General features: G+C 48.2%; 1 pseudogene. It reads left to right on the top strand.

What is annotated here, in order from left to right:
• Positions 1-560: pseudogene (locus tag R7190_RS29645) on the top strand (SpaA isopeptide-forming pilin-related protein); the annotation flags it as partial.

The following is a 560-nucleotide window of genomic DNA, read 5'->3' as shown; positions in this document are numbered from 1 at the left end:
CGATCAAATGACCATGAACAAAGCCAATACCATGTGTCTCGGTGGCGCACAAAATCCATCGGTTTCTGTTACGGAAGATCAGGAAGGGACGTATACGGTTGACTTATACCTCTCATACTCAGACGGTGAACCCGTTCAAGGTGCGACTTACACTCTAACCGACCAATCTGGCGCCGTATTTGAAGGAACATTAGACAACAACGGTAAGGCTTCTGTTGGTGGCGTTGCTCCGGGTGAGTTTGCCATAGAGTACGGTGAGGACAGTCGCGACTTTATGCCGAATGTCCCAACTAAGACCAACCCAAACTTCAATCCAAGTGCGAACGCTCAACTGATCATTGAAGAAACAAAGAAAGGTGAAGTTGGTTTCTGGGAAAATGCTTGGACGCGAATGTCTGGTGCGGCCAGTTGGATTTGGGGTGTGATTCTTGGTGATTTCAACGATGATGCTTCTGTAGAGCAGAGCATCGCCAATACAGCGCTGACGATGAGTCCTGTCGTAGACCAAGCCGCTGACGTGCGCGATTTATCTGCAAACATTATGACTTTGTTGAGTGAAG

This window comes from Vibrio sp. 1078-1, from assembly GCF_033340475.1.
Note: the sequence above shows the minus strand (reverse complement) of the source record. Positions and strands in the feature narration are given on the sequence as shown.